19 protein-coding genes and 3 pseudogenes are annotated in these 21256 nt (G+C 59.4%); 14 read left to right on the top strand and 8 right to left on the bottom strand.

Translation table 11 applies throughout. The annotated features are described in order from the left end of the window. Positions 1 to 278: 278 nt before the first annotated feature. From N1937_RS25065 to N1937_RS25045, 5 genes and pseudogenes are all read right to left on the bottom strand, one after another. On the bottom strand, positions 279 to 2153 hold the full coding sequence (locus N1937_RS25065; protein ID WP_260059660.1) for a HAMP domain-containing methyl-accepting chemotaxis protein: 1875 nt from the start codon (positions 2151 to 2153) through the stop codon (positions 279 to 281). A gap of 346 nt (positions 2154 to 2499) precedes the next feature. After that, a pseudogene (locus tag N1937_RS25060) lies at positions 2500 to 2916 on the bottom strand (siderophore-iron reductase FhuF); the annotation flags it as partial. A 9-nt stretch (positions 2917 to 2925) separates the two neighbouring features. Continuing rightward, the gene (locus N1937_RS25055) at positions 2926 to 5097 is read right to left on the bottom strand and encodes a TonB-dependent siderophore receptor (RefSeq protein ID WP_260059659.1); all 2172 of its coding nucleotides are present in this window, start codon (positions 5095 to 5097) and stop codon (positions 2926 to 2928) included. A gap of 117 nt (positions 5098 to 5214) precedes the next feature. After that, positions 5215 to 5341: pseudogene (locus tag N1937_RS25050) on the bottom strand (VapC toxin family PIN domain ribonuclease); the annotation flags it as partial. A gap of 145 nt (positions 5342 to 5486) precedes the next feature. Then, positions 5487 to 6059 carry a TetR/AcrR family transcriptional regulator gene (locus N1937_RS25045; protein ID WP_170259449.1) on the bottom strand — a complete coding sequence of 191 codons (573 nt, stop codon included), beginning with the start codon at positions 6057 to 6059 and terminating at the stop codon, positions 5487 to 5489. A gap of 109 nt (positions 6060 to 6168) precedes the next feature. Between N1937_RS25045 and N1937_RS25040 the strand changes: the two genes are divergently transcribed. The 12 genes and pseudogenes from N1937_RS25040 (at position 6169) to N1937_RS24985 (ending at position 16913) form a co-directional block, all read left to right on the top strand. Beyond that, on the top strand, positions 6169 to 6855 hold the full coding sequence (locus N1937_RS25040) for a glutathione S-transferase family protein (RefSeq protein ID WP_260059657.1): 687 nt from the start codon (positions 6169 to 6171) through the stop codon (positions 6853 to 6855). Between the two features lie 81 nt (positions 6856 to 6936). Beyond that, a pseudogene (locus tag N1937_RS25035) lies at positions 6937 to 7115 on the top strand (GGDEF domain-containing protein); the annotation flags it as partial. A gap of 151 nt (positions 7116 to 7266) precedes the next feature. After that, positions 7267 to 8010 (top strand): FadR/GntR family transcriptional regulator, encoded by a 744-nt coding sequence (locus N1937_RS25030; protein ID WP_170259447.1) that lies wholly within the window; start codon positions 7267 to 7269, stop codon positions 8008 to 8010. Beyond that, positions 7994 to 9592, top strand: coding sequence for an ABC transporter substrate-binding protein (locus tag N1937_RS25025; protein WP_260059655.1), 1599 nt, complete (start codon positions 7994 to 7996; stop codon positions 9590 to 9592). Before N1937_RS25030 ends, N1937_RS25025 begins: the two co-directional genes overlap by 17 nt. An 83-nt stretch (positions 9593 to 9675) precedes the next feature. After that, positions 9676 to 10635, top strand: a complete 960-nt coding sequence (locus N1937_RS25020) for an ABC transporter permease (RefSeq protein ID WP_260059654.1) — start codon at positions 9676 to 9678, stop codon at positions 10633 to 10635. Positions 10636 to 10637: 2 nt separating this feature from the next. Continuing rightward, a complete protein-coding gene (locus N1937_RS25015) occupies positions 10638 to 11516 on the top strand; it encodes an ABC transporter permease (RefSeq protein WP_170255557.1) in 879 nt (292 codons plus the stop codon). Positions 11517 to 11534: 18 nt separating this feature from the next. Next, positions 11535 to 12452 (top strand): dihydrodipicolinate synthase family protein, encoded by a 918-nt coding sequence (locus N1937_RS25010; protein WP_260059653.1) that lies wholly within the window; start codon positions 11535 to 11537, stop codon positions 12450 to 12452. 8 nt (positions 12453 to 12460) lie between these two features. Continuing rightward, a complete protein-coding gene (locus N1937_RS25005) occupies positions 12461 to 13477 on the top strand; it encodes an ABC transporter ATP-binding protein (RefSeq protein WP_260059652.1) in 1017 nt (338 codons plus the stop codon). Continuing rightward, positions 13478 to 14431 carry an ABC transporter ATP-binding protein gene (locus N1937_RS25000; RefSeq protein WP_260059651.1) on the top strand — a complete coding sequence of 318 codons (954 nt, stop codon included), beginning with the start codon at positions 13478 to 13480 and terminating at the stop codon, positions 14429 to 14431. Between the two features lie 26 nt (positions 14432 to 14457). After that, entirely contained in the window at positions 14458 to 15393 is a 936-nt protein-coding gene (locus N1937_RS24995; RefSeq protein WP_260059650.1) for a dihydrodipicolinate synthase family protein, read from the top strand. 304 nt (positions 15394 to 15697) lie between these two features. Beyond that, positions 15698 to 16348 (top strand): hypothetical protein, encoded by a 651-nt coding sequence (locus N1937_RS24990; RefSeq protein WP_260059648.1) that lies wholly within the window; start codon positions 15698 to 15700, stop codon positions 16346 to 16348. Between the two features lie 136 nt (positions 16349 to 16484). Next, positions 16485 to 16913 (top strand): YybH family protein, encoded by a 429-nt coding sequence (locus N1937_RS24985; protein WP_222295201.1) that lies wholly within the window; start codon positions 16485 to 16487, stop codon positions 16911 to 16913. 258 nt (positions 16914 to 17171) lie between these two features. Here the strand turns inward: N1937_RS24985 and N1937_RS24980 are convergent, their stop codons facing one another. The 3 genes from N1937_RS24980 to N1937_RS24970 form a co-directional block, all read right to left on the bottom strand. Continuing rightward, positions 17172 to 17597, bottom strand: coding sequence for a CBS domain-containing protein (locus tag N1937_RS24980; RefSeq protein WP_170255550.1), 426 nt, complete (start codon positions 17595 to 17597; stop codon positions 17172 to 17174). Between the two features lie 101 nt (positions 17598 to 17698). Next, positions 17699 to 18139, bottom strand: coding sequence for a DUF2267 domain-containing protein (locus N1937_RS24975; protein ID WP_260059705.1), 441 nt, complete (start codon positions 18137 to 18139; stop codon positions 17699 to 17701). A 92-nt stretch (positions 18140 to 18231) separates the two neighbouring features. Continuing rightward, positions 18232 to 19281, bottom strand: a complete 1050-nt coding sequence (locus N1937_RS24970; protein WP_222295200.1) for an AI-2E family transporter — start codon at positions 19279 to 19281, stop codon at positions 18232 to 18234. 159 nt (positions 19282 to 19440) lie between these two features. On the opposite strand from N1937_RS24970, the gene N1937_RS24965 reads away from it, so the two are divergent. Together N1937_RS24965 and N1937_RS24960 are read left to right on the top strand one after the other, a co-directional pair. Next, positions 19441 to 20367, top strand: a complete 927-nt coding sequence (locus tag N1937_RS24965) for an alpha/beta fold hydrolase (protein ID WP_260059647.1) — start codon at positions 19441 to 19443, stop codon at positions 20365 to 20367. 179 nt (positions 20368 to 20546) lie between these two features. Further along, complete coding sequence (locus N1937_RS24960) at positions 20547 to 21221, top strand: L,D-transpeptidase (RefSeq protein ID WP_017967731.1); 675 nt, start codon at positions 20547 to 20549, stop codon at positions 21219 to 21221. Positions 21222 to 21256 lie beyond the last annotated feature (35 nt).

Below are 21256 nucleotides of genomic sequence, written 5' to 3'. Positions count from 1 at the left end.
AACAGTATCGAATGACGCCTCGATTGGGCCGCAGTGTTGGAGCTGTCGAGGCAGAATGCGGAAAAAGCCGGCGTGGCTGACCGGTATCGGACGATAGCCGGCAGTCGATGTCGCGACTACCAGGACAAAACAGATCCAGGGCCACATGCTGGATCAATGCAGTAATCAGAAACCAACCCGTCGGCATCGAAATAGCTCTGGCCGGTGCTCAAGGAACGAACGCGACTGGAACCGCCGGCAGGGTTGTCTCATGTAAGTGATTTGAAGTCGGTTACGCGTCATCTTTGCGTCACGCGCCGCGAAGCGACCAAGTGGATGGGCCTGTTGCCTTCAAAGGTCCGTTCGCTGCGCTGCCCGTCCGCGCTTTTGTCGCCGTCCAATTGAAACTGGTTGACCAGATCCCGCAGGCGGCCTGCCTCGGAGGACAATGAGGCGGCGGCAGCCGTCGACTGCTCGACCATCGCCGCATTTTGCTGGGTCGCCTGGTCCATTTGATTGACTGCTGTGTTGATCTCGGCAAGTCCCGTCGACTGCTCGCGCGCCGATGTGGCAATCGCATCCATGAGTTGGTTGATCTGCACGACATACTCGCCGATCGACTTCAGCGATGTTCCGGTTTCGAGGACCAGTTTCACGCCATTTTGCACGTCAGTTGACGACTTTTGAATAAAGCCTTTGATTTCCTTGGCCGCTTGAGCGGCGCGCTGGGCAAGCTCACGGACTTCCTGTGCGACTACTGCAAAGCCCTTGCCCGCCTCACCCGCACGGGCAGCTTCAACGCCGGCATTCAGTGCCAAGAGGTTTGTCTGGAAGGCGATTTCATCGATTGCACTAATGATGTTTGAAATCTGCTGTGAACTGTCCTCGATGCGTCGCATGGCCTGTTCCGCCTGCGAGACGACAGTTGCCGACTGCTGGGCGCTGATGTCGGCTTCCTTGGCGACATTGCGCGCCTCGTCGGTGCGTTTGGTCGACATCGTCACATTCGAGGTGATCTCGTCCAGGGCTGCAGCCGTCTCCTCGAGAGAGGCTGCTTGTTGTTCGGTACGCTTGGAAAGATCCTGCGCGGCAGATGCAATTTCACCGGTACCATTATCGATGCTGTGCACCGTTTGAAGCACTGCGCCGATCGTCGCGCCCAATTGCCGGAGCGAAGCGTTGAAGTCTTCGCGCAAGGCTTCGTATTCGGCCGCAAATTGCTCCGAAAGCTGGAAGGATATGTCACCCGCTGCAAGCCGCCGGAGGCCTTCGCCCAATGTCGTGGTCGCGAAGCGCAACTGTTCCGCCTCGCGTTCGGTGCGCTGCTGGGCTGCGGCGCGCGCTGCCTCGCTCTCGCTGCGGGATTCGGCCGCTTCCTTCTCGAGCCTGACGACGTTGAGGGCATTCTGGCGGAAGATTTCAACCGCACCGGCCATTTCGCCCACTTCATCGGCGCGACCGGCATAGGGAATATCACTGTCAAGATCGCCATCCGACAAGCGCCTCATGGCGGAGGCGATGCTCCGGATTGGGTTGGCTATCCCCGATATCGCAAAGAAGATGCCGGCTATGGCAAGAAGCACGGCCAGCCCTGCGATCGTGGCCGTCAGCAGGAAAGCGGATTGTGCGGAATCTCCACTCGCGGTCACAAAGCCTTCGGCCTGGTTGAGAATGAAAGCGACTAAATCCGCCACCGCCTTGTTCACCAGCTCGGCTTGCGGCTCCATATCTTTTTTGAAAAGGCCGATTGCTTCAGGCCTCCTCCCGTCATTTTCAAACGCGATCATTTGCTCTGCCAGCGCGCGATATTTGGCGAGTTCCGGCTTGATCTGATTGATCAGTGCGCGACCACGCTCCGTGCGGACGCCCTTTTCGTATTCGCCGACAACCGTGTCCAGATCAACGCCAGCCGCGTCGATCTCTTGCTGTCCGGCCTTCTTTTGCTCCGCCGTGTCCACGAGAAGGTATTGTCCATAGACCAATTTCAGCTCGAGGAAGTTATCCTTGATCTCGCGAGCCGTCACCAGCCGCTGCATCCAGAAGGTCCCGATCTGCTCCGTGTTGGCACGAAGTGTCGAAATCGTGGTCAGCGAGATATAGGACAGGCCGACCATGAACAGACTGATGACCGACAGCTTTAAGATCAGGGCTTGCTTGATACTCGGGCGTTTCATGCGGGTCTCCTCCAAGGTACTGCGACGACCGGTGTGCCGGCTGATGCAAGATCTCGCGCCAGATTCAATAATTTAGTATTAACTAAACAATGATCCTGTTCCATTTCGGCAAATCTTCTGAGCTGACCAATACTTCCGCGATCAATTAGACGCGTTGCTACCCTAAGTTCCTGGAAAATCAAACAAATAGCAGCCATCGCGAGCGAAAATGTCATCGAGATCAGGTCTCGATACCAAGAAGGATTCGGTCGACATTGACCCGGCTTTGGACATTGAGCCTGATGAAGGGAGCAGATCAGCACGTCATCTTCGCCATGGAGAACGAGTCCTGCCGTCGGACACCGGCAACATTGGACCTTCCGGACATCACGAATGCTTCCGGCTCACCCGTATGCTCGTTGCGGACGAGCGAAAGCCGGTCGATCTCCAGCTGCAGCCCGATGCGGTGCACGAACATGTGGACGCTGGACGCGATCGTCAGCATGCTGAAATAATGGAGCGTCCACATGGAGACGAGCGCGCGACGGTCGCTGCCAGGAAATTTTTGCGTATATCGGCCAATGATCTCCTCGAAGATCGCTCGGTCGCAAAGATCCCTGCAGGAAACGACGATGCCCGTCTGCGGGGGAGCGCTGAGCAGCTTGCCGCGGCAATAAGAGAACGGTCCGTCGCCCACCACTAGACCGTCGAGGTCGACGGCCTGGTGGGCGACAGGATAGTCAGCGATCAAGGTCGGGCGCTGGAACATCCCGTTTGTCTCCATTGCCGCGCCTTACCACCGGTATTTCAGGGTGCCGGTCATGTTGCGGCCTTGGCCGAGATAGCAAAATCCCTCTTCGCAAACTGTTTCGCGCTCATCGGCGATGTTGCGGATGGCGAAGGCTGCCGTCAGGCCCTCGTATTTCTTGTCGACCGCGCCGAAATCATAGGAGGCGGATGCATCGACATAGAAGGTCGCAGGATTCTTCGAGGTATTGGCCACATCCGTCCAAGTCTCACCGATGTAGCGCACGCCCGCGCCAACCGACAGACCGTTGAAGGGATTGCTTTCCTGGAAAGTGTAGTTCGCCCACAGGCTCGCAATGTGGGTAGGGGTGATGGCCGGAGTATTTCCGACGTTGTCGCCCCCGGTAACTTCGGAGTCGTTATAGGCGTAGGCCGCAATGATATCGAGACCGTCGGCGATAGCCGCGCGGGCTTCAAGCTCGATACCCTTTCCAGTCACCTCGCCCTGGGAGTCGTAGGCAAAGGTTAACGGATCGGCAAGCCTCGGCTTATTCTGCTCGACGATGTGATAGGCAACGGCCGATAGCAGGATGTCGGAGCCGGGAGGCTGGTACTTCACGCCGAGCTCGTATTGCTCGCCCTTCGTCGGCGGAAGAATTGTGTTGGTGGCCGATCGGTTGGTGACTGGATCGAAGGAGGTCGCGTAGGAAATGAATGGCGCGATGCCGTTGTCGAAGAGGTAAAGGGCGCCGGCCTGTACAGAGAAGGCATTCTTATCGACCTCCTCCGAGCTGACCGAGGGCAAGGTCGCATCTCGCGTCTGGTTCACCCAGGTCTGTCGGCCGCCGAGGTTGAAACGCCAGTTTCCGACCTCGATTTGGTCCATGGCGTAGATGCCGACCTGCCGCAAATCGGCATCGGAAGCCAAGAAATTATAGTCCGGCGTAGCGCTCGAGACTCCATAGGTCGGGTTGTCGATATCGAAGTCGAATGCCGGATCGGCGGCTCCGAGGCCATAGCCAAAGCTTGACTGCAGATTGGTGTAGTCGAGCCCGAACAGCATCGTGTGGGCAAGCGGGCCGGTATCGAACTTCGCCTCGAGCTGGTTGTCGACCTGGAAGACATTCATCTCGTCGCGGATCGAATTCGGGTACCGATGCGCAACAGTGTCCGTCCAACTCAAAACGCCGAGGTAGCGAGCCCTGAGATCGAGATGCGAATAACGCAGGTTCTGCCGGAACGTCAGGCCATTGTCGAATTCATGCTCGAACTGATAGCCGAGCTGCTGCTGCTTGACCTTCTGATAGTCATAGTCGGGATCGCTCGCCCTAATGTCGAGGATCCTCCCGTCCGAGGTCGTGATCGCGCCGACATTAGAGTCGGTCTCGTCGGCCTGCACCAGACCGTACAGCGTGAAGGTCGTGCCCTCGTCAGGCTTCCAGGTAAACGACGGCGCCAGGAAATAGCGATCGTCGGCAATATCGAAATTGGTGTCGCCACGGCGGGCAAGGCCGACGATGCGATAGAGGAAATCGTCGTTGTCTTCGCTGATCGGCCCGCCGAAATCGAACATCGCCTGAGCTCGATCCTTGGTGCTGTATGAAACACCCACCTCGCGGATCGGCTCTTCGGTCGGAAGCTTCGATATCTTGTTGACGAGACCGCCCGGCGATCCCGAGCCGTAGAGCACGGATACCGGCCCCTTAATTACCTCGACGCGCTGCAGTTGATAGGGATCGGTGCGGAACATGCCGTAATTGATGTAGGGCTGGCGCAAGCTGTCACGATAGTCGCCGACCGTCGTAACGTTGAAGCCGCGAATGAAGATCTGGTCGAAGCGCGGATCGAAGCCGTTCGGTCCGGTCGTCACGCCGGCCGAATAGCGCACGGCCTCGATGATGCTCTGGGCGCCATGCTGCTCGATTTCCTTTTCGGTGGTCACCGAGACCGAACGCGGCATCTCGACGAGCGGCGTGTTGATCTTGGTCGCGGCCGAACTGTTCTTGGCGGCAACGGACGTCCGGTCAGTCTTGCTATCGGAGGATGCACCTTGAATGACGATCGGTTCCAGCGTTGTGGCACCGGCATCTGCGGATGCACTCTGGGCTGAAGCCGGCGATGCTGCAATGCCAATCAGGGCGATCGCTGTCGCGACAAATAGGCTATCTCTATAAATTCGCGATACATTATTAGAAACATTCAAAAAAACACGCGCCATTGCTTGGTCCCTACGTCACGGATGCGGGCGGAACCTATGGAGCGAAATTGGCCCTGTCAACATAAGATGATTATTTTAGTCACCTTTTAATCGATAAAATTGCTGCGTTCGACGCTCCCGATCAGGTTGCACACAGCATCGAGGCCCGAAAGGCATCGCGGCAATGCCGAGCCGTAACTCAGCTACTGTAATCGCCGAAACAAATAGCAGTTTCGACTGCTTGAGAATCGATCGACGCCAGCACCTGATTATCGGGTGTGGGCTTTCATGGCTCCGAGATGACGTTGGTATCGATTAGGATCATTCGAAACTCATAGTTTCCGCAGGCGCCTTATCTCGGACGAGCTGCAGACTATCCACGTCGTTGTTGGAAAGGCCTGCCTCGCGAATTATGGGATGAGACCCGTGGTCCGATAGGCCCGTATTGTCCGGTCATAGATGCCGATGTCCCGGCAACCGCGCGCGACCAGCTGGGCCCCCTCAATGGCTGCGAAGATCGCCATGGCGTGTTCTCGCAGGTCCTGCTCGCCTGCCGAAGGCCTTGCCCGTGAGAGCACCTTGGCAAGCCAGCCGACGTTCATTGCGGCGAATTTGTCCACCTCGGCGCGGACCTCCGCAGGAAGGTCGTCAAGTTCCGCACTCATGATGCCGCACAGGCACATGCGATTATCGTTGGCCAGGGCCGTGCGGAAGATCTCCGTGTATTTGTCCAAGCACCAAGTCGCGTCTTCCGGCGTCGCCAGAAGCTCCGCCAGATAGGCTGCCCCTTCTTCTGTGTAGCGACGCGCCAAGGCGGCGCCGAGGTCACCCTTGGTCGGGAAATGATAGTGCACGCTGGCGCTTTTGATGCCGACCTCTTTCGCAAGCTCACGAAAGCTGAGCGCATTGTAACCATGCGACTGCACCGTCGCTTTTGCGGCCGCCATGACCGCCTCGCGCATATCCGTCTTTGTTTTTGCCATCGTCGCTCCGTACCTATCACTCGATAGATAGTTGTTGACGTCGAAAAAGGGAAGAGCTATCTGGAGGTGCAATCTATCTATCGATAGACAGACAACAAAGGAGTCTCTCATGAAAATCTTCGATCGCCCCGGTTTCCCAAATCCTGCCCGCATCCGCATCGTGCTCGCCGAGAAGGGGCTCGAACCGCAGGTCGAGTTCGTCTCCGTCGACCTCATCGGCGCCGAACACAAGCAACCGGCTTTCCTCGAAAAGAACCCCTCGGGCGTGCTGCCGGTCCTCCAGCTCGAGGACGGCACCTACATCGCGGAGGCCACCGCCATCACCGAATACCTCGACAATCTCGACGGCGATCCACGGCTCACCGGCAAGACGCCGAAGGAAAAGGCCGTCATCCACATGATGCAGAAGCGGGCCGAGACCGAGCTGCTCGATGCCGTCGGCAACTACTTCCATCATGCGACGCCGGGCCTCGGCGCCGAACTGAAGGTGTTCAAGAGCCCGGAATGGGCTGGCCGTCAGGACTGGGGCAACCGCCAGCGCAATAAAGCGCTCGCCGGCATGAGGTATTTCGATATGGTGCTGCAGGACCGTTCGTTCGTCGCCGGCGATGCATTCTCGATGGCCGACATCACGGTGTTTGCCGGCCTGATGTTCGCGGACGCCGCCGGCATTGCCATCCCTGAAGATCATTCCGCGCTGAAGTCCTGGCGCGTAAAGGTCTCCGAACTGCCGAGCGTCAAGAATCGCAGCGGCCAGATGTTCGTCGCGGAGGATCTGCGCAGGCTCGGCTTCTAAGCCCCCGCACGAAAAGCGATGCAAACACCGCACCGACGCCCAACCACAGTCGCCAATCGCGCCGCCCATGCGGCATAATTCTCACGCGTTGGTCCCTGTGTCACTGTCAGCATCGGACTAGCGATATCGATGCAAAACGGTGACCTCCTGTCAGCCGAGCACATGCAGCGCCAAGCGGATGCGGCCCTCTACCTTGCCAAAAAACCGGCCGCAACCGCCTAGTTGTCCACTCTCCAGAGATCGATCAAAGCATCCAATGAAGTAATTCCAGCAAAAGTACGCTGCTCCTGTTGCGCTCAAACGGCTTCGAGCCGGTTCGGTGTCAGTCGTCCAGGCTGCACATTTGACAGATATCCTACAAGTCGATATGTAACATTCGTCTTATCGGCGATGCGGGAAAGTGACCGGGGCATGACATTGAAATCGATGAAGCCGCTGACACGCGCCCCGCTGTTGCATGTCTCCGTGCAGGAAAGTCTTCGCGCCTATATAGATGACAATGGTCTTGCGCCTGGAACCCTGCTTCCGGCAGAGGGAGAGCTCGCCACTCAGCTCGGCGTCAGCCGCAATTCGCTGAGGGAGGGCATCAAGGCGTTGGAATCACTCGGCGTGCTGGAGACGCGGCGCGGCGTCGGCATCTTCGTGAAGGCCTTTTCCTTCGAGCCGCTTCTCGACAACCTCGCTTATGGCCTCGGCGGCGCCCTGCGACAGATCGAGGAGGTCCTCGAAATCCGGCGTACGCTGGAAGTGGGATTGATCGGCAAAACGATCGACGTGATCGGCGAGGAGGACGTCGCCGAGCTCCGCGCCACCGTCAATCGGATGCGCGCCCATGCCGAGCGGGGCGAGACCTTTGCGCAAGACGACCAACTGTTCCACCGACTGCTGTTTCGCTGCCAGGACAATGAAACGCTCGTGCGGCTGATCGATGTCTTCTGGCTCGCCTTCTACAAGGCATCGGATTTCGTCAATCTTGAAAATGCCGATCCGATGGCGACGTGGCGCGACCATGCCGCGATCGTCGATGCGATCGAGGCAAAAGATCTAGAGGAGGCGCGCAGACGCCTGGATCGTCACTACGAGGGCATTGCCCGGGTGATTGCCAACAACAAGACGAGTTCAAACGTGGGAGGAACACATGAAAAGACTGTCTAGATTATCGGCTATTGCGCTTGGCGCCCTGCTGTCGACGGCTGCCGTCCCGGCTCTTGTCGTTTCCGGCGTTGTAACAGACGCTCAGGCGGCCACTCTGTCCGGCGGCTTCGATGTCGGCCCCGGAGGCTTCCAGGGCAACTTCAATCCGCTCGCCGCGACCGCCGGCTTCACCTGGCTCAGCATCTACTACGAACCGCTGATCACCTATGACGAGAAGCTGCAGAAGGTCGTCGGCGCGCTGGCAAGCTCCTACGAGGTCAGCTCCGACCAGATGACCTACACGTTCAAGCTGGGGGACGCCAAATGGCATGACGGCAAACCGTTCACCGCCAAGGACGCAAAGTTCACCATGGGCCTTGCGATGGATGCGAAAACCGGCTCGGTGCTCGCTGCCCGGCTGAAGGGCATATCGTCGGTCGAGACGCCGGACGATCACACTGTCGTTATCAAGCTCAGCGCGCCGAGCAGCAGTTTTCCCGACACGATGACCAAAGTGATGATGCTGCCGGAGCACGCGCTCTCCTCGATTCCGGCCGACCAGTTGGCGAAGAACACGTGGTGGTCCACAACTCCGATCGGCACTGGTCCGTTCAAATTCACCAAATACGTTTCGGATCAATATGTCGAACTTGCCGCAAACACCGATTATCGCGGTGGCAAACCCGCACTGGAACGCGTCATCAACCGCTATTTCGCCAACCCGGCCGCAGCGATCGCGGCGCTGAGAGCCGGTGAAATCCAGTTCACCTATGTCGATTCCAACGATGTGCCGACCTTCAAGGACAACAAGGATTTCAAGGTCATCGAAGGCAACTCTTTCGTCGTCAACTATCTCGGCTTCAACCACGATTCCCCGCTCTGGAAAGACGTGCGCGTCCGCCAGGCGGTGATGTACGCGATCAATCGCGACGCCATCATCCAGAGCCTCTATGGCGGTGCGGCCAAGCCAGCCAATTGCGCCTATGTCGCCGACCAACTGATACCCCAGGGCATCGACACCTATGCCTACGATCCTGAGAAGGCAAAGCAACTGCTGACCGAAGCCGGCTGGGACCAAATCAATGGCGCCAAGCCGATCACCCTTCTGACCTATTACACCACGCCGCTGGCAACCAACGTGCTTGCCGCAGTCCAGGCGATGCTTGCCCAGGTCGGCATCAACATCGTCCCGCGCGCCGTCGATGCGCCGACCTATAACAGCATCGTGCTCAATGCGACGCCTGACATTGCCCAGTTCCAGATGGTTTATGCCGGGCTGCAGAACGGGCCGGATGCCGGAAGCATCAATGTCGGCCTTAACGAGAAGCAGATCCCTCCGGCCGGGCCGAATGTCGCCAGGGTTCGCATGCCTGACCTCACCAAGGCGCTCGATAGTGCCTTGGCCGAGCCTGACAGCACCAAGCGGGATGCCGCCTACCAGGACGTCTGCAAGGTGATGAACGCGAACCTGCCCTGGGCGACGCTCTGGGTGGCAAACCGCTACGGCATCGTCTCGACCAAGGTGAAGGATTTCGTCTGGACGCCGGCGCCGGGCGGCGGCCCCTACCAAGCCAACCCGCAGAAATGGTCGATCGCCGAATAGGCGTTTTCCGGGAAAGCCTTGAGGGTGGCTTCGGCCACCCTGACAAGACGGCCTGACAAGACGGCCCGACAGACGGATTGCCGATGCTCCAATACAGTCTCAGACGCCTGATCATAGGAATAGGCATGCTCGTCGCCCTGAGCATGCTGATTTTCCTGCTGCTGCGGCTGACGCCCGGCGATCCGATCGACGCCTATATCGATCCGAACCTGCCGATGTCGCCGTCAGACCTTGCCGATCTGCGCAGAAGCCTCGGGCTCGATCAGCCCTTGCCGGCGCAGTATCTCGGCTGGTTGCAGCAGGCGCTGACAGGCAATCTCGGCTATTCGATCAAGCGTCTCGATCAGCCGGTTCTGGGTTTAGTGCTGTCACGGATCGGCCCGACAGTGCTGTTGATGGGCACCGCACTTGCCTTTGCCATCGTCGCAGGCATCACCTTCGGGGTGATCGGCGCCGTCCGCCGCAATTCGCTGACCGATCTCTCCCTGTCGGTGGTTGCGCTTGCGGGGATTTCCAGCCCTGCCTTCCTCAGCGCGCTGATCGGCCTTTATATCTTCTCCGTGCGCCTGCACTGGATGCCATCCGGCGGCATGCTGACGCCGGGCGAGGAGTTCTCGGTGGGCGATCTCCTCCACCATCTGATCCTGCCGGCGGCACTCCTGTCTGTTGCGCAAGCCGCATTGATCATGCGCTACATGCGCGCTTCGCTGCTCGAAGTCCTGAACCAGGATTACGTGCGCACGGCCCGCGCCAAGGGCGTTCGCGAGTTCTGGGTCATCAGCAAGCATGCCTTGCGCAATGCGCTTCTTCCGATTGTGACGCTGATCGGCTCCACCATCGGGCTTGCCATCGGCGGCGCCATCTTCATCGAGAGCGTCTTCAACTGGCCGGGCATGGGGCTTTTGCTCGTCGATGCCGTGCAGACCCGCGACTATCCCGTCATCATGGGCGCGACGCTCGTCATCGGTACCTGCGTTATCGTCGTCAATCTTCTGACCGATCTCACCTATGCGGTCGTCAACCCGCGCATCAAGGTGGGCTGATCATGCTGGCACGCTCTTCAAAACGCCGGAGCCCCGGACCACTGGCCCGCGCCTTCAGTCGGTTTCTGCTCAATCGCGCAGCCGTTGCCGGCGTCTGCATTGCCATTCCGATGCTGCTGTTGATCCTCTCCTATCCGCTATGGTGGGCTTTCCGGCCGAACGACATCGATCTTCTGGCGATGAATAGCGGCCCGACGGCAACGCACTGGTTCGGAGCCGATGGCGTCGGTCGCGACGTCTTCGCGCGCGTGCTTGAAGGCGGCAGGATTTCGCTGCTGGTCGCCGTGGCATCGACCGCGCTTTCCGCGGTCATCGGTTTTCTCTTCGGGGCAATCTCGGCGCTTGCAGGACGTTGGACGGACGCCGTCTCGATGCGCTTTGTCGATCTGGTGATGACCCTGCCGCCCGTCATCTTCCTGCTTGTGCTCGCCTCGATTGCCGGCACCGGCATCTGGCCGACCGTGCTGGTCATCTCGCTGCTCTCCTGGCCGTTGCTGGCGCGCATGATCCGCTCGCGGCTGCTGGAATTGCGTGAACGCGACTTCGTCATGGCCGCCCGCGGCATGGGCGCCGGCATCGGACATCTGCTCTTTCGCCACGGCCTGCCGAACTCGATCGATATCCTCGTGGTCTATGCAACGCTGCAGATCGCCAATGCCATTCTGCTTGAGGCGGGGCTGTCCTTCCTCGGTCTCGGCATCGCTCCGCCCGCGGCTAGCTGGGGCAACATGCTGAACGCGGCCCGCTCGACTGCCGTGCTCGAACAATATCCGTGGCAATGGCTCTTCCCCGGCGCCGCGCTGATCCTTGCCGTCCTGGCAATCAACTTCATTGGCGATGGCCTCAGAGATGCCTTCGACCCGCGTGCCGAACTGAACTGACAATCGAAAGAAGCGAAAATGACCAAATTCAAAGGTGTCGTCCCTCCCGTCGTAACACCGCTCAATCCGGATCTCACCGTCGACTACCCATCCTATACACGCGTGCTCGAGCATCTGATCGATGCCGGTTGCCATGGCGTATTCGTGCTCGGCTCGACGAGCGAGGTGATCTTCCATGATGAAAAGACCCGGCGGGACATCATCGAACATTCGGCCAAGGTGGTGAATGGCCGGGTGCCGCTGATCGTCGGCGTCATCGATCCGACCACGGATCGCGTCATCGCCCATGCGAAGGTCGCAAAGGCCGCCGGCGCCGATGCGGTCGTGGTGACGGCGCCATTTTATACGGTCACCAGCCAATCCGAGATCCTCGACCACTTCCGTTATATCCGCGACGCGGTGGACGTTCCGCTGATCGCCTACGACATTCCCGTCTGCGTTCATATCAAGCTGCAGCGCCAGACCGTGGTCACGCTTGCCAGGGAAGGTGCCATTATCGGCCTGAAGGATTCCAGCGGCGACGACGGCAACTTCCGCTATGCGCTCCTCGATCTTGCCGAGCATAGGGACGTCTTCCTGATGACCGGCTCCGAGATCGTCGTTGACACCGCCCTTTTGATGGGCGCCGATGGCGTTGTCCCCGGTATCGCCAATGTCGATCCGCACGGCTATATTAGGCTTTGGAATGCTGCCCGGCGCGGCGACTGGGTCGCCGCGAGGAAGGAGCAGGAGCGGCTTTGCCGCCTCTTCGAAATCGTCTGGGTCGCGCAGGGCCGCGTCAGCGGCGGCGCAGCCGGCATCGGCGCCTTCAAGACCGCCATGCGCAGCCTCGGCATCATTGATTCCGCGGTCATGCCACGGCCGCGTGCCTACCTCAACGAAGCCGAAACCGCCCGGATCGACGAGATCCTGCGTGCAACCGGCCTGCTGAACTGAGCCGGCTGATGGAGCAGACCGCCGAACCCGTACTCGACATCAGAGGATTGCGAACGATCTTCCGCATCCGCGGCAGCGAGATCACGGCGGTCAACGATATCGACCTTACCATCGCCGCCGGCGAGACGCTCGCGCTCGTCGGCGAATCCGGCTCCGGCAAGTCGGTCACCAGCCTGTCGGTCATGCGGCTGCTCACCCGCAACATCGGCGTGATCGCCGCAGGCAGCATCCGCCTTGCAACGGGCGACGGTGTGAACCGCGATCTCGTCTCCCTCGATGAAGAGAGCATGCGCAGGATCAGGGGGGATGACATCGGCATGATATTCCAGGAGCCGATGTCGAGCCTCAATCCCGTCTTCACCATCGGCGACCAGATCGCCGAGCCGATCCGCATCCATCGCGGTGCCGACCGCAAGGCGGCGATGGACGCAGCCGTCGCGTTGCTTGAAAGCGTCGGCATACCGGACGCCCGACGCCGCGCCGGCCAATATCCGCACGAACTGTCGGGCGGCATGCGCCAGCGCGCGACGATCGCCATGGCGCTCGCCTGCAATCCGGCGTTACTGATCGCCGACGAGCCGACAACGGCGCTCGACGTGACGATCCAGGCGCAGATTCTCGACCTGCTCCTCAAGCTGCAGCGCGAGCGCGGCATGGCGATGCTCTTCGTCACCCACAATCTCGGCGTCGTCGCCGAAATCGCCCATCGCGTCGCGGTGATGTATGCCGGCCGGATCGTCGAAGAAGGGCCGGTCGGCGAGGTTTTCCGCAATCCCAAGCATCCCTACACGATGGGCCTTCTCGCCTCCATGCCGCGCCTTGGCGATGCCGCGCGGATGAAACAGGCCGGCGAAAAGCTCGCCGCCATTCCCGGAATGGTCCCGAGCCTGATGAACATGCCGAGCGGCTGCGCCTTTTCCCCGCGCTGCAAATTCGCGATCGAAGCCTGTCGCGCTGCCGTTCCCGCGCTCGAACAGGTCAATCCGCAGCATCGCAGCCGCTGCATCAGATGGCAGGAGATCTAGATGAGCGCACCGCTGCTTTCCGTCCGCGACCTTTCGAAACATTATACCTCCCGCGGCACGCGGTTGAACATTCTCCAGGGCATCTCCTTCGATATCGGCAAGGGTGAGGTCGTCGGGCTTGTCGGCGAATCCGGCAGCGGAAAGACCACGATCGGGCGTTCCGTCCTTCGCCTCGTCGAACCGTCGTCCGGCAGCGTCCGTTTCGACGGGACGGAACTCACAGCGCTTTCCGCCTCGGCGCTCAGACAGCAACGGCCGCGCATGCAGTATATTTTCCAGGACCCCTTCGCCAGCCTGTCGCCGCGCATGACCATTGGCGAGATCCTGACGGAAGGCCTGAAGATCCAGGGGATCGGCACCGCCCGCGACAGGCTCGAACGGGCGCAGTCGGCCTTGACCCAGGTCGACCTGCCCGCCGATGCGATCAATCGATATGCGCATGAATTTTCCGGTGGCCAGCGCCAGCGCATCGGGATTGCCCGGGCGTTGACCTTGTCGCCCGAATTCATCGTCGCCGACGAGCCGGTTTCGGCACTCGACGTATCGATCCAGGCGCAAGTGATCAACCTGCTGCGCGACCTCCAGCAGCAACTTGGCCTGACCATGCTGTTCATCTCGCATGACCTCGCCGTCGTCGAATATATCTGCGACCGGGTGATCGTGCTCTATCTCGGCCGCATTATGGAAATCGCGCCGAGTGCCGATCTCTATGCGAGACCGCAGCATCTCTATACGCGCGCGCTGCTCTCGGCGATTCCGTCGCCCGATCCCGATGCCCGCCGTAACAGGCAGATCCTGAAAGGCGATATTCCAAGTCCGGCCAATCCGCCGAGCGGATGTGTTTTTCGCACGCGCTGTCCGAGCGCGCTCGAGGCCTGCGCCGGCACCGTTCCGCAATTGCGGGAAATCGCACCTGGCCATTTCAAGGCCTGCATCCGCGACGACCTCAACTGATCCGTCATCCATCGGAGAAACAAGAGATGAATGCAAAGACGCCGCATCCCGCCATCGGCGGAAATTGGGCGAGCCTGCTTCTGCCGATCGCAGCCGACGACAGCATCGAATTCGACAAGCTCGGCGAGGAGATCGACATCCTCATCGATGCCGGTGTCGATGGTATCTATTCGAACGGCACTGCCGGCGAATTCCACAATCAGACGGAGGCGGAGTTCGACACGATCCAGGCAATGCTGGCCGAACGCTGCAAGGCTTCCTCTATGCCGTTCGTGATCGGCGCCTGCCAGCCCGACCCGCTGATCATGCTCAATCGCGTCCGCCGCGCCGCCGCACTCGATCCCCACGCCCTTCAGGTCATATTGCCGGACTGGTGGCCGCTTACCGATGCCGAAGCGATCGATTTCCTGAAACGAGCGGCCGAGGCTGCCGACGGTATTCCGCTCATCCTCTACAATCCACCGCACGCAAAACGCGTACTGGCGCCAAAGGAGTTGGGCGCGGTCTGCGCGGCGGTGCCTGAGGTGATCGGCATCAAGCTCGCGGACGGCGACGGTTCCTGGTATGCCGAGGCACGCCTGTATCTGTCAGGGCTTTCGCTCTTCGTCCCCGGCCATCATCTCGCAACCGGCACGAGGGAAGGTGTGGCAGCAGGCTCTTTTTCCAACGTAGCCTGCCTTAATCCCCGCGGCGCTCAGATCTGGACGGTCTCGATGCGAAACGATATCGACGCCGCACTCGATCTGGAGCAACGCATCCGCACGTTTATGGACGCGCATATCGTCCCGTTTCGGCAGGATTTCGGCTATTCGAACGCCGCTCTCGATAAGCTTCTGAGTGCGATCGGCAATTGGGGACCCGTGGGCACCCGCTTGCGGTTTCCCTATCGCTCGATAGACATGGCAGACGCGGTCAGGTTGCGACGCATCGCACGTTCCGAACTCCCCGATCTTTTCCCCTGAGTTTGCTGCGAGCAGTCTGCGCTTGGGCTTGGCACGAAAGCAACTTTCGTTGGCTGGCAGAAACGAGAATTGTCCCGAGATGGAGCAATCTCCCAGGCCAGTTGCAACACATTGGGGCTCTCGGCGTTCTCCCAAGATATGCGGCAAAGGATAAGGTCGCGACGGCTCTCGGCCGTCGAGCTGCACGGTTTCGGCGGTCCCTCCCGGAGCGAACTGGCGTGAGATTTCGATGTAAATGAACGCGACACGCCGATCGCAGTCGATTTTGATGGGATGATTGCTGAGCCCGCGCAAGGAGAATGGGATGGCGGATATCAATGATGCAGAACAAGTCCTGCAGTGCATGACAACGGAGCATTTCGTGCTGCAGACTGCCCGTGCAGCCACTATCCAGGAGGCCAATCAGCGCGCCAATCTGTTCCTGACATCGGTTTCGAGCGGCACGATCGCTCTGGCCTTCGTCGCGCAAGTCACTCAGATGGGCACGCCTTTCGTGCTGTTCAGCCTGATCCTGCTGCCCTGCCTCTTCTTCATCGGTCTTGTCACTTTCGTGCGCACTGTGCAGGTCGCCATCGAGGACATGGTGCACGCCCGCGGCATGGCCCGGATCCGGCATTATTATGCCGAGTTGGCGCCCGCCATGCGGAAGTACCTGATCCATTCCACCCACGATGATCGCTCGGCCGTGCTCGTCGACAAGGGACTGAGGCCGTCGCCGTGGCAGTTCTTCGTAACGACGGCCGGAATGGTAAGCACGATCGATGGCGCAATCGCAGGCGTCTTCACAGGCATAGCGGTCACATCGCTCATCCATGCAGGGGTGGCTCTCGGCGTGGTTTCCGGAGTTTCTGTTTTCGCCCTAAGCGTCTTGCTTCTGCGGCGCTATCACGTTCGAGCTTGGGCAGCGGCCGAGCACAGATTGAAGACGCTGTTTCCGGGCGAAGCCGGGGAATAACGTCCTCGCGCCGTCCGGGCGAAGGAATTGCGGGAACTTTGAACAGCACCCGGCGTTCGTGACGAAACACATGCGCCCATCCGCCGATCCACCAAAAAGAGGGTCTATTGGTCAGTTCACACGCATGGAGTGCGTAATGGCTTCAGCAGAATTCGAGTTCAGAGCGCTTTTGGACAGTCGAGTCGAGGCATGCCGGACAAAGGATATCGATCGACTCATGTCGCTCTATTCCCCCGAGATTGTCTACTTCGATGTCGTGCCGCCTCTCCGCTTTATCGGATTTGAGGCGGTCCGGAGTAATTTTGTGCGGTGGTTCAATGAATATAAAGGCCCGATCGGCTTGGAAACCCGCGATTTGAAGATCGCCATAAACGCCGATGTCGCCTTTGCGCATATGCTTCACCAGGACAAGGGCAACACCAACTTGTCGGGACCGCAGGAATTTTGGCTGCGTTCGACCGTCTGCTGCCAACGTTCAAACAGCGAATGGCTGATCACGCACGAACACATCTCTTTGCCCGTCGATTTTAGGAGCGGAACTGTGCTCATGGACCTTGCCCCCTGACATCTTCGATCGAGAAGACGAAGCGGAGGACCGGCGGATCCTAGGCATTTCCACTTGGCGAAGATGCCGTTGGGGCGCCTATTTTTGAAAACGCGGCCTTTAGATCGGGCGCAAATCCGCAATGTCGACACCGCGATCGTACAAGGGGCGATGCGCGGGTAAAGCCGCAAAAACCAGTGAGTTCTGGCAACGGACCGCTTCGGGCAGCGAGAACTCGGTCAGAGAGGCGCGATCTTCGACGCTGCCCCCTTCCTCCTGCTAATGTGCATGGGCGCCGCCCGGACGGGAAACTTTTTTCAATCCGGCTCCCGCGGCGGCGGTGTTCGCCAAGGAGGCGTCGCCGAGCGAAATGACGCCGGTTAGGCGTTTGTCACGATTGACGACGGGAAGGCGGCGGACCTGGACCTGCCCCATGTTGCGCGTCACGTCGTCGACATCGTCGTCTTCGAAGCAATATTTGACATCGCGGGTCATGACTTCGCGCACCTTTGCATCGCTCCCTAATCCGTCGGCAAGCCCGCGCACGACGAGATCGCGGTCGGTGATGGTTCCAACGAGCCGGTCGTTGTCGCCGACCGGCAGGAAGCCGATCTGCCTGTCGGCCATGCATCTCGCGATTTCGGCTATCGTCTGATTAGGGTTGGCGATTTCTACGTCGCGCGACATGATCTCTGACACTTTCATGGTCTTTCCTCCTGCCTTTTGCGGTTAATGGACGTCGAATGTTCCGGTGAGAGTCGTTTCCGAAACGATGTGGTTGCGGCTCCTGCCACTCTCTCGAGGCCCTAATGGCGAATATCCGCATCCGGCCAGAGCGCCTGGACTTCTGCCGGCAGCCCGTGGCGCACTTTCCGCACCTCGCCCGGATCGATATAGTGGGAAAGCACCCGGAAAACTGACCGCACGGCCTCCTTCGCGTCTACCGGACGCGTCGATGAAAGCTCCTCGTTCACCTGTTCCAGGAACTCATCCAGAGAACGAGAGCGAACGGGTTGTTTGGAAGGATCGTATCGATCGTAATAGGCGCCGCGCACGAGGAGTGGCAGCTGTGCCGACAGGTGCGCAGCCAGATCGATCGGCAGACGATCTCTCAACGTATGAAGAACCGCGCCAAGTACATGCCAGGCAAGCTGCCGATCAGGTCCCTGGTTGGCCATCAGATCGTCGAGCCACATATTTGTGGTTTGCAGCGTCTTATCGAAGACGGCGACACCCGAAGCGCTCATGGCTTCACCTCCATGATGATGGTTCGAATCTGTTGAACCACTCAGGGAGATGAAAGTTCCGGAAGGCATCGTTAAATGCACCGGCCGCTTCGTCAAGAATCCGACGTGCCCTCCTCCTCCACGAAAATTCCCCAAGCGGCGATGAAGAGAGCGGCTATCAACGGCCCGATCACAAAGCCATTGATGCCCACGAGAGAAATGCCGCCAATGGTGGAAATGAGGACGACATAGTCGGGAAGCTTGGTCTCCCTGCCGACCAAGAACGGCCTCAGAAGATTATCGACAACACCTATGACGAGGGCGCCGACCGCAACCAGCATTAGCGCCTTCACCCAAAAACCGGCCAGGGCTAGGTAAATGGCCGTGGGCAACCAGATCAATGCGGCGCCGACCGCAGGCAGCAACGACAGGAAGCTCATCAGCACGCCCCACAGCAGGGCTGGCTCGACGCCGAGGGCCCAGAAGGCGATGCCGCCGATCGAACCCTGGATGATGGCGATGATAATATTGCCTCGCACGGTCGCGTGAACGACCGAAGTGAATTTGGAGGTGAAGCGAAGTGTATGAGCATCGCTGAGAGGCAGCGCTCTTCTGATGGCGCGGGCAAGGGCGCGCCCGTCCCGGAACATGAAGAACAGGAGATAGAGCATGACGCCGAAGGTGACGAAGAACCGCAGGGTGTTCTGACCGAGGCTCAAGGCACGCCCGGCAAAGAATCCCCAGCCCTGCATCAATGCCGAGGAAACGCGGTCTTGAAACATACCGACGCCATTCAACTCGATCCTCCGGAGCCAGTCGCGGAGGAACAAGGGCATTGCTTCTTGCAGTTTCTGGACAAAGCTCCGGACATCGATCTCGCCGCTGTCCATGCGTTGGTAGAGAAGGTTGCCCTGCTGGACGAGTGAACTGAGGACGATCAACCCCGGTATGATCACGACGCAAAGGCAGACCAGCACCGAGAGGGCTGCAGCAAGGTTTGCCCGTCCACCCAGCTGGGCCTCGATACGGGCGTGAAGCGGGAAGAAGATGATGGCGAGGACGACTGCCCAGAATATTGCTGAATAAAACGGTAGCACGATGGCGACGAACGCAATGGTCACGAGGACCAGAAGCACATAAAAACTGACACGCTGAAGGAGCATTCGATCTTTCCGCTTCGAGACCGCGATGATGATGATAGCACAGATGCGGCAGCAGTGCTGGACCTCCCTTCCATCCTGTCTTGATGGCTCGATCCGCACGCGCCGTCTCGCAACCGACCGGAACTTCTTCTTCCGATTTTTGTTATTCGGCTCATGTTAATGAACCAATCAGTCCAGCCGAGGCTCGGAACAACAATTCATATCGAAGATCAGGATGTTCACATCCTTGACGGAGGCAACCCACATAGCCTTCCAGTCGTCCTCCTGCATGGCTGCGGCAGTCTTGCGCAGGAAATTTTGCTCGCCTTCGACAACAGCGATTTCCGGATCATTGCACCCGACCGGCCTGGCTATGGACTGAGCACGCCACCTGCACCAGCTGAGCGTGGACCTGAGGGACAGTCCTTCTGGCTTGAGCGCCTTCTCGCGTCTCTCGACCTGCCAGAGGTGAGGATCGTCGCGCACTCGATCGGCAGCGCAGCGGCCTTACACCTTGCTGCAAGAAGACCAGACCTCGTCAGGGGACTTTTTCTCATTTCCCCATGTTGCGCGCCTGTGCCATCGAAGCCGTTGATTGTGCTTAGATCGGCGGTCGCTCCGGTGGTCGGGCCGTTGATCCGCCAGCACGTCATCGGCCGGTGGCCCGCATTCTTTCTCGATCGAGGTCTGAGGTCGTCCTCTTTTCCAAATCCCCTGCCTTCTCATCTCGCGGACCTGCCGGCCTCTCACGTGGTCAATCCGATTACCATCCGCACGATGGCCGACGAGTTGCGCGCCTTCAACCGAGACATGGAACGCCTTCCAGATCTGCCTGGCGATCTTCCCCTGCACGTTCTCTTCGGCATGGCGGACCGCGTGATTTCACCGAACTGGCATATCGATTGGCTTTGCAGGAAGCATCCAGGGCCGGTCGTCAGATTGCTGGCAGGTGTCGGGCATTTACCCCATCATGTGGTTCCTGGCGTGGCGCGAGAGATGCTTTGTGATGTTGTGGAGGCATCGGCACAAGAAACGAAACTCCCGTGCCTGAGGAGCATCGGCTCGCAGGCGGTTGCAGAAGCGAGTGCCGGTCTCGAGAGAAGATGAATCCCCGGCCCTCCGATTCGACGTGCCGCGGTATTCCAGAGTAACGATGGGGCAATACCAGACCAGAAGGCCGCAAGCCAATCTCTGCCGGTAGAGTGGAGATGATTTTTCTGTTGTGGCAAATGAAAAATCTGATTTACTGACGCTTCGCTGCTTGGCTTTAAGGGGGGATATTGCCGATGCCGTGGACTCGCAGAAATATTGTGCTGGGTGGTTTGGCGTTACTTGGCGCCAGTGCAGTCCGGAAACCGGTATTTGCCGCGGCGTCTTCCTATTTCGACGGCACTACCGTCGACAATGGCGTGACGTTCCGAAGGACCAACTTTGCCAAGATCGACAGACAGTGGCACCGCCAGGTTGTCAAATATTTCAGCAGCGAGCCAATCGGCACCGTCGTCGTCGACACGAGGCACCATTTTCTCTACGTGATCATGGAGAACAAGACGGCCATCCGCTATGGCGTCGGCGTCGGTCGCGAGGGCTTCAAATGGTTTGGCCGCGCGACGATCGACGATAAATCGCTGTGGCCGCGCTGGACGCCGCCGCCAGAGATGCGCAAGCGCCATCCGGAACTGCCCGAATTCGTGGCGGGAGGCTCACCGAAAAATCCACTCGGTCCCCGCGCCATGTACCTGCATCGCGACGGCGTCGATACCGGCTATCGCTTCCACGGCACGCTGGAGCCGTGGAGCATCGGCAAGGATGCCTCCAGCGGCTGTATCCGCATGTTCAACGAAGACGCCATCGATCTGTACCAGCGTTGCCCCATCGGCACTGCGGTGCAGGTTCTGCCGCATATTGCAGACCAGGCTGAAAGCGCCACTCAGGTCAGCCAGACAACCCCGGTCGAATAAGGAATATCACCTTGATCTCAATTGCGACCGGATTT

This window comes from Rhizobium sp. WSM4643 (assembly GCF_025152745.1).
GTDB lineage: Bacteria > Pseudomonadota > Alphaproteobacteria > Rhizobiales > Rhizobiaceae > Rhizobium > Rhizobium leguminosarum_I.
The sequence above is the reverse complement of the archived record's forward strand: the minus strand, read 5'-3'. Positions and strand labels throughout refer to the sequence as shown.